Genomic DNA, 7,787 nt, shown 5'->3' with positions numbered 1-7,787 from the left:
TTCTATCCAAATTTTTCGTCTGGGTAGAATTCTATTTAATCTTACAATCTACCATTATTTAATTAAATTTAAAATTAACTATCACCTTAGATAATTTCGCTGAATAGAAATCCCTTTTGCCTTCAAATTATCAACACACTCTTTTAAATATGCATCATTATGTTCAGGATATATGGGACATGTATTGGGTATTTTTTCCAATTTATTATATGGCTCACAATGTATTCCTCTATAATTCGGATCAAACCAATTATCATTAGGTCTATATCCACGACTAATCATCTCATTCATGACCAACAGGTGAAACTGATATAGCTTATAAGGAGAATACTTAAAAACATAGTCCACCGTAAAATGCTTTTTACCCCAGCCGTTACCCCTAAGAGCTGCAACTTCTCTATGTTGGCCCAGTAATTGTTGTCTAGGTAATTTTGAAATTAACTCTTCATGCCATAATCTCATGTTATTATTTTTCCAATTCTCTTATTATTCTTGATTGCATAAGATACTTTATTTGATACTTATAAGTCAGATCTCTTAGGAAAAGCCCCAATTGGTCATCTTCTGGTTCTAAAGATGCAATCAATTTAACATATTCTTTTCTTTCAGAATCAGTACATATTTTTTTAAAGTAACCCCAAATGTGTTGATAAACATTGGTTAATGTTTTCTTTGTGGGTTCAACATTTTCTAAAGATTTTATAATTCTTTCAAGCTCTGTTTCCTTAGCTTTAGACCATTCATTGTTTTTAGCCATCAATCGAATTTGATCATACGCCTTTTGAGATTTTGACATCACCCAATATTTATTATATGCCCACTCTTCTTGCCAATTAATAACTATCATCACCTTTGTATAATGGTTTATTATTCTATAAATTCAAATCATATATACATTATGCTTTGAGTACAAGAAATTGAATTTCAAAATATAATTTAACAACTCTTTGTATGAAAGCCAACTAAAAGGGACAGTCTTTGTTAAAATTAAATTGTTATTAAAATCTCAATTGTGGAGCAGGAAATGAATTTAATTGAATTCGAAAATGTTACTAAGCAGATCAAGAATCAAAGTATCTTCAATAATATTTCTTTAAAAATCAATTCAAAAGAAAACATTGGTTTAAAGATGTCTCACACTGAATCAAGCGTTTTCTTTGATTTATTGGAACAAAATACCCTGCCAAGTGCTGGCTCAATCATCAGTCACACCCAAAATATCTCAACTAAGCGTTATAACGATGGAATTTATCAAAAAATAACTGTTAAAAGCTATCTCCAATTCTTTAATCGTATAGCCGATCAACACGTCGACATAAAGAAGCTAGCACCTCAATTTTTTTTAGGTGATAATTTGACAATGAAAACTAACGCTCTTTCCACAGATCAGCTTGAGAGACTGCACCTTTTTCGAATTGCTCTTTCAAAACCAGACTTAGTTTTTATTGAAAGTCCCCTGCGAGACTTATCAAACGAAGGAGTCAAATCTTATCTCAAAGCCTTAGAAGTCGTTCGTCAGAAATCAACTGTTATCGTTATTTCATCATATATGGAGGAACTCCTACAATTGAGTTCTACCATATATCAATGTATCGACCACCAATTAGAGAAAGTTGATTTAGAACTAGATAAAGATTCCTCTAAGCCACAAAATATCTTCCGTCTCTCCAGTCATCTTGACGATAAAACAATTTTCTTCAGTCCTAACGAAATCGACTTCATCGAAAGCATCAATGGTGTCAGCAATTTTTCCATCAATTCCGAGTATTTCCCTTCCTCATTAACAATGGACGAACTTGAAAAGAAACTGCTTCATTTTGGTTTTTTCAGATGCCACCGTTCCTATCTCGTCAATTTGCAACGTATTTCCGAATTAATTAGCTATTCCAAAAATAGCTACACTCTGATTTTGAAAAATAGTAAAGAAACGCTTCCCTTATCTCGAGCTAAATTAGATGAACTCAAGGACCTACTTCAATAACGTAGGTACAATTCAGCTTGTTTCTTCCACAACTCGCTAATTTTTGAACATTTATTTATTCTTTCCTTGTATTCTATGGTTGTAAAAACAAGGGAGGAAACAATATGGTAACCGTACCAATAATAGAAGTTAAACATCTCTATAAAAACTTCGGCGGCCAAGCGGCTTTAAAAAATCTCGATTTTTCAATCCAAAATGGCGAAATTTTTGGCTTCTTAGGTCCTTCTGGGGCTGGTAAAACAACAACTATTAAAATACTTACAGGTCAGCTCGTTGCAAACTCAGGTATCGCTAGTGTTCTCGGAAATAATAGTCGCTTCTTTAAAGAAGATATTTACAAGCATATCGGTGTCGTAACGCATGATAGTGGTTTATATGAAAATCTCTCTGCCTATGACAATTTAAGAACCTTTGCTCGTATCTTTAACGTTGATAAAATGAGCATTGATTCTTTGTTAAAACGAGTCAATCTATATAATGATAGAAAAAAATTAGTCAAAAAATTCTCACAAGGTATGAAACAAAGATTAATTTTGGCACGAGCCATCCTCAATCGTCCTCAAATACTTTTTCTGGACGAACCGAAAAACGGTATTGATCCCGGTACAACTCAAAAAATTCATCAATTGATTTTAGAATTAAAACATTTCGGTACTACCGTTTTTCTAACTACACACAATATGAATGAGGCTGCTAAACTTTGTGATCGAGTAGCACTTCTAAACAATGGAAAGATTGCTGAAATAGGATCTCCACAAGCCTTAAGTTTGAAGTACAACAAAAAAATCCAATACAAAATTCTTTTAAAAAATAATACCGCACTGAAATTAACTGATTCCGATGAAACACGGCAGAAGATCAATTGGTGGATGGAAAACGGTGAACTACAGACTATTCATTCCTGCGAGCCAACTTTAGAAGACGTTTTTTAGAAGTGACGGGGAGAAAACTAAAATGAATATATCAATGCGAAAAATAAACGCAATTTTTATCTTGAGATTACAACTAATTTTGAAAAACTTTTCATTACTCATGGCACCATTGATGGCAATCGGATACGTTATCGCTTTTAAAAATTTTTTCCCATCTAATTTACCCTCTCTCAGAGCCCTAACTTTAAATATGGGGATTATCCTAAACATAACAATGGGTGGAATCATGTTTGGCTCTTATCCGATTGCTGAAGAAAAAGAACATCACACTCTAAGGGTTTTAATGACTTCATCAGTCAATGCTACTGAATATTTCATTGGTAGTTTGCTGCCTTCACTTTTAATTCTTACCTTAGTAAGTATTATTCTCGTGCCTTTAAGCGGTACTTCTTGGCAACAAGTATCTATCATTAATTATTTAGTTATCACTATTATCTGTACTATCATCAGTATCTTAGTAGGTTTCACAGTTGGAATTTTTTCTCACAATCAAACCAGTGCTGGTGTTTTAAGTTTATTACCAACCGTTATTTTCACTTTTATTCCTATGTTTAAAGGTTTTAACAAGACTATCTCCACTATATCCGATTTTCTATACTCAGGAGTAATCGCCAAATTTATTAATCAGAGTTTACTCAAGCATAGATTCACTTGGAATTTATTTGACGTTGGTCTTTTGATAGTCTGGTTAATCATTTTTTCTATTGTTCTAATTTATGCTTACAGATATAAACATTTCGATTAGTCTGGAGGGATTCATTATGTTAATAGATTACGGTGAAATTTTAAAGACATCTGGTTTTTCCAATCAAGAATTATCCAATCGACTAGGTATTTCTATCGCTAAAGTTGAATTAATTGAGAACAAGCAATTTTACCCTAATGAATCCTTGGCTCAAAAAATTATCCAATTTCCTAAACAAAAGATCAATTTGACCCCACCAGTAGTAGCCGACGATTTTCAATTCGGTCAACCAATCAAATTAAGACGAGTAATATTTTCTATTATCTTCATTATTTTTGTTAGTCTTCTATTCACGGGCTTTGGCTATCAACCTTTCTGGGTATTTTTATTAGTACTATTAATCGGCCTATTCGTAACATTGCCTAGTTGTTTTAACGATTATTGGTTAATTAATAGGGATGGTCTCAAAATAAATGCATTCAGTTCTTCCAGCACTACTAAACTTACTCAACTGCTCCACATAATTCCCCTCACTCAACGAACAATTTCATATCAAGATATCGATCACATTAACATTATTTATCGTACAAGACCCCGTACTGGTCCATTCGACATCAATCCAGATATTCTTCAATTAATTTGTACCCTGAAAAATAATCAAGAATTATCCATAGATCTCAATGTATCTCTCGAAAAAAATCTTCTAACTTTGATTAGAGTATTCACTTATCAAGGTGTCGACGTTTATGATCAACAGAGAGTTCTTCTCACCTTAACTAAAAAGGAGAATCTCTTTCAAAAATTCAATCCAAAATTCTCCTAAAAAAGAGTTCACTATAGAATCATACATAGTGAACTCTTTTAAAATTTAATCTACCAAAATTAATTTTTGAATCTTAACATCATAGTCTTCAATTTCCCAATCAGCTGTAGCAAAATGCATTGCTGAAGGTACTAAGGCTACTGTAGAGCCAGAATACTGGGCTAAGAAGCGGTCATAATAACCACCACCAAAACCTACGCGATAATTTGAATCTTCTGCAAAAGCTAATCCGGGAACAATCACTAAATCCGGTTCCTGATTAACTAATGTCTCATCATAGGCTGGTTCAGGAATTCCAAACTTGCTAGTAATCAAGTCTTCACGACTAGCAAATGGTAAAAAGGCCATTTGACGGTGAGGCATTGTCTTAGGTAAATAAACTTTTTTACCTTCTTTACGAGCTGCTTCCACAATAATTGGTGTTGGTACCTCAATTGGACTGCTGACAGTCGTCGCAATACTTTTAGCATTTTGCCATTCAGTTGTTGCCATTAACTTCTGCAATAACTTAGCACCTTCAACCTTAGTCTTAGCCTGATTGGCTTTTAATTTCTGAATTTGTTGTTGTCTCAAAGATTTCTTGTCTATGATAATTCCCTCCCAGTCTTCAATTCTTGCTTTATAAGTTTACATTTATCGTTGGTAAAAAGGAACTAACTTAATCTGTTTATTCTTCATCTTCTGAGACAGTTGGTCCAATTACCAAAGTTTCAGCCAAAAGGATTTCATTGTAAAGTTCGAAAACATAGTTCTGATACTTTACCTCACTTTGCGAAATCATATCTAAATACTCTCGCTCTTGTACGAAAGCATTCATAAAGGCACGCATTTCCAATTCTTTTTCTGCTCCAGTAAACTCTGGATGGCGCACGACATCAACCCAGGCTTTGACAAAATCTCTGGTTCTCGTGCGCTGTTTTTGTGCCATCAAGTCAAAGATAACTGACTTTTTAACATTATCGGGTAAATACATTTTATTAACTGAATCAATAGCTCGATGGACCATCTCTACTCTAATTTTGTCGACTTCTTTTTCTGCATCATCATCTGTTACGTCTTTCTTCAATAAGAAACGAAAGGCAATCGTCGGTACTATTAAACTCAAGATGATAAGAACACTTTCTGACATTAGAACTAAATTGAAATCAGCGCTGGTTACGTGATATTCAGCTAACGTGTAGGCCAAAGCTAAAGTAACAGCTCCATGAACTCCACCTAAAGCAAAGATCCACGACGACTTATTGTTAAAATCTAATCGTAAGCGACCGTAAAGATATCGGGCCAAAACGTTAACCAAATAAAGTGTTAAACCAATCATGATCCAAGTCAACGAGGCATTTGTAAACTTCTCCTCAGAAATGATCTTAGTAAACATATATCCTAAAATTACGAAAACCGTACTATTAAAAATTTCAGTGATCATTGAAACTAAATCGAATCCTAAATGAACCTGGGGAGCATTGATCAAACGGCTTCTTTGTGCTTCAGCATTGTGAACTAAACCAGCACAAACTACGGCAATGATTCCCGAAACATGAATTTCTTCGGCTGCGTAATACAAAACAAATGGTGTCAGAATATAGATCAAACTCTGTGCATTCAGAGAATTATACGAACTTCTTAAAAGAATCTGTCGAAACAAAACCATGATCCACGCTGCCGCAAAGCCAAACAGAACACCACCTCCGGCCGAAATAAAAAAGTCCTCCAAGGTTTCACCATAATTAATGTAACCATTGATGTACCAAAGAATTGCCATATTAAGGAGAATAATTCCGGAAGCATCATTGAATAACGATTCCATTTTTAAAAAGGTTCCTTCATTTTTTGGCATCTTCAATCCGTTTGTGACCGACTCCATTGCCGTAGCATCAGTTGGTGTACTAATAGCAGCCAAAATAAAAGCTAGAGGCAAACTGACTCCGGCAATTTCCCAAACACCAAAGCCAGCCAAAATCATACAAATAACGACCAAAAAAACAGTTGTCTGAATAATGTGTTTCAATTCTTTCCCAACTGCATTCAATCGCGTTGCCTGACCCTCAAAGAATAACAATGGTGCAACAATCAAACCAATAAAAATATCAGAATTAAAAGTCATTACGTTCTTACCCATGATAGGAATAAAGAAAATCAGGGCACCAATGATCATACTGATATAATTGACCGATATTTTCGAAAAAACTTGAGCCAAAAAGATACTAACAACCGATGCCAATATCAAAATAAATGTCGAAACCATTAAACTCATAAAATCTTCCCCTTAATGTTTCCAATTAATCAAATTAAATATAGCACATCCCTATTCAGAATAGCCTTTAGACGCAATCTCTATCGATTTATTACTATATCGTTTATTTGCCAATTTACAAAATGATACGTTTATAATTATTAGTAGTATAATGAAAACGTTCACAAGTTTGAATCTAAAGAGGTGTTATTTATGCATACAGTCGATTCAAAAATTTTAGCTTCTAATAACTTTTACAAAGATGACCTTAACGTCAAAAATAAAATATTCAAAGTTAGACTCAACAACAGTCAACCCTTACGTGATACCATCTATAAGTACTCCAATGAGATTGTTGGCATGACCTACAAATTGAATGTTCACATTGATAATGACATTCACATCTGCGATGTAGAAAAAACCGTTCTGGATATTCCTTTTAATGAAATTAAATTTATCCAGTTTGGCATTCTCCGTCTTTTAGGTTCTGTCAGTTCCGTTCCAACTAATATGTACTACCTCTTAATTTATATAGAAACAAAAGAGTCTATTAAATTAGGTATGGTTGATAATTCATTGCAGCATTATTTTGATTACGTCAAGTTATTAAAGGATCATGATTTTCCTTTAGAGGACCCTTTCAAAATTGCCGAAATGAACTTAACGGATCGTACCCAGACCTATAATTATCTTCAAAAAAATTATGATAAACTGGCGGTCACAGCTGGCTATCACTCAAATAAATCCCATCTCAATTAAGAGACGAGATTTATTTATTTAACAACTTCTTAATGCCGACCATATCTTCATTAATACCAAATAGACCTCCACCTGGCCGTAACTACGATGTGGCATGTAAATTATCTAATGCCGTGTAAACATTTCCATTTCTAAGATTGGCCGTTTCTATCAAATAACCTTAAAGTGAATTAAAATGTTTCACATGGAACATATGGTGTTTGGTCACTCATCAAATACTATATCTTGTGTTTGAAAATTCTCCTTGTTTTAATCTTAAAACATCATGATATTTAATCCTACTATTGCAATCTTTTGGTAAAATAATTTAAATTATATTTAATTCGAAAATTACAAGAACAAGTTAGCCACTTGTCCAAAAAATAAATACGAAATAT

Annotated in this window: 9 protein-coding genes; 5 read left to right on the top strand and 4 right to left on the bottom strand. The window is 33.6% G+C overall.

Going from position 1 to position 7,787, the window contains the following annotated elements; genetic code table 11:
* Positions 1–81: 81 nt before the first annotated feature.
* Together FD33_RS08425 and FD33_RS08420 are read right to left on the bottom strand one after the other, a co-directional pair.
* A complete protein-coding gene (locus FD33_RS08425) occupies positions 82–462 on the bottom strand; it encodes a TIGR02328 family protein (RefSeq protein WP_025086120.1) in 381 nt (126 codons plus the stop codon).
* Between the two features lie 4 nt (positions 463–466).
* Complete coding sequence (locus FD33_RS08420; RefSeq protein WP_025086119.1) at positions 467–838, bottom strand: YbgA family protein; 372 nt, start codon at positions 836–838, stop codon at positions 467–469.
* Between the two features lie 186 nt (positions 839–1,024).
* Here FD33_RS08420 and FD33_RS08415 point away from each other — a divergent pair, with 186 nt between their 5' ends.
* The 4 genes from FD33_RS08415 to FD33_RS08400 all read left to right on the top strand — a co-directional run bounded on the left by FD33_RS08415 (position 1,025) and on the right by FD33_RS08400 (position 4,421).
* Complete coding sequence (locus FD33_RS08415) at positions 1,025–1,981, top strand: LytTR family transcriptional regulator DNA-binding domain-containing protein (RefSeq protein WP_025086118.1); 957 nt, start codon at positions 1,025–1,027, stop codon at positions 1,979–1,981.
* Positions 1,982–2,085: 104 nt separating this feature from the next.
* The gene (locus tag FD33_RS08410) at positions 2,086–2,913 is read left to right on the top strand and encodes an ABC transporter ATP-binding protein (protein ID WP_148299203.1); all 828 of its coding nucleotides are present in this window, start codon (positions 2,086–2,088) and stop codon (positions 2,911–2,913) included.
* A gap of 22 nt (positions 2,914–2,935) precedes the next feature.
* On the top strand, positions 2,936–3,658 hold the full coding sequence (locus FD33_RS08405) for an ABC transporter permease subunit (protein ID WP_056955903.1): 723 nt from the start codon (positions 2,936–2,938) through the stop codon (positions 3,656–3,658).
* 16 nt (positions 3,659–3,674) lie between these two features.
* The gene (locus tag FD33_RS08400; protein ID WP_025086117.1) at positions 3,675–4,421 is read left to right on the top strand and encodes a helix-turn-helix domain-containing protein; all 747 of its coding nucleotides are present in this window, start codon (positions 3,675–3,677) and stop codon (positions 4,419–4,421) included.
* Positions 4,422–4,466: 45 nt separating this feature from the next.
* Here FD33_RS08400 and FD33_RS08395 read toward each other — a convergent pair whose 3' ends face one another.
* Complete coding sequence (locus FD33_RS08395) at positions 4,467–5,012, bottom strand: 5-formyltetrahydrofolate cyclo-ligase (protein ID WP_025086116.1); 546 nt, start codon at positions 5,010–5,012, stop codon at positions 4,467–4,469.
* A gap of 76 nt (positions 5,013–5,088) precedes the next feature.
* Positions 5,089–6,672 carry a cation:proton antiporter gene (locus FD33_RS08390; protein ID WP_034544402.1) on the bottom strand — a complete coding sequence of 528 codons (1,584 nt, stop codon included), beginning with the start codon at positions 6,670–6,672 and terminating at the stop codon, positions 5,089–5,091.
* Between the two features lie 192 nt (positions 6,673–6,864).
* On the opposite strand from FD33_RS08390, the gene FD33_RS08385 reads away from it, so the two are divergent.
* On the top strand, positions 6,865–7,410 hold the full coding sequence (locus FD33_RS08385) for a hypothetical protein (protein ID WP_056955902.1): 546 nt from the start codon (positions 6,865–6,867) through the stop codon (positions 7,408–7,410).
* Positions 7,411–7,787 lie beyond the last annotated feature (377 nt).

The organism is Companilactobacillus paralimentarius DSM 13238 = JCM 10415 (genome assembly GCF_001434985.1).
In the GTDB taxonomy this organism is placed as follows: Bacteria; Bacillota; Bacilli; order Lactobacillales; family Lactobacillaceae; genus Companilactobacillus; species Companilactobacillus paralimentarius.
The sequence above is the reverse complement of the archived record's forward strand: the minus strand, read 5'-3'. Positions and strand labels throughout refer to the sequence as shown.

Excerpts from the sequence above, each read along its gene's own strand:
- FD33_RS08410 (WP_148299203.1), top strand. The coding sequence starts at position 2,086 with ATGGTAACCGTACCAATAATAGAAGTTAAACATCTCTATAAAAACTTC.
- FD33_RS08400 (WP_025086117.1), top strand. The coding sequence starts at position 3,675 with ATGTTAATAGATTACGGTGAAATTTTAAAGACATCTGGTTTTTCCAAT.
- FD33_RS08390 (WP_034544402.1), bottom strand. The coding sequence starts at position 6,672 with ATGAGTTTAATGGTTTCGACATTTATTTTGATATTGGCATCGGTTGTT.
- FD33_RS08385 (WP_056955902.1), top strand. The coding sequence starts at position 6,865 with ATGCATACAGTCGATTCAAAAATTTTAGCTTCTAATAACTTTTACAAA.
- FD33_RS08415 (WP_025086118.1), top strand. The coding sequence starts at position 1,025 with ATGAATTTAATTGAATTCGAAAATGTTACTAAGCAGATCAAGAATCAA.
- FD33_RS08425 (WP_025086120.1), bottom strand. The coding sequence starts at position 462 with ATGAGATTATGGCATGAAGAGTTAATTTCAAAATTACCTAGACAACAA.
- FD33_RS08405 (WP_056955903.1), top strand. The coding sequence starts at position 2,936 with ATGAATATATCAATGCGAAAAATAAACGCAATTTTTATCTTGAGATTA.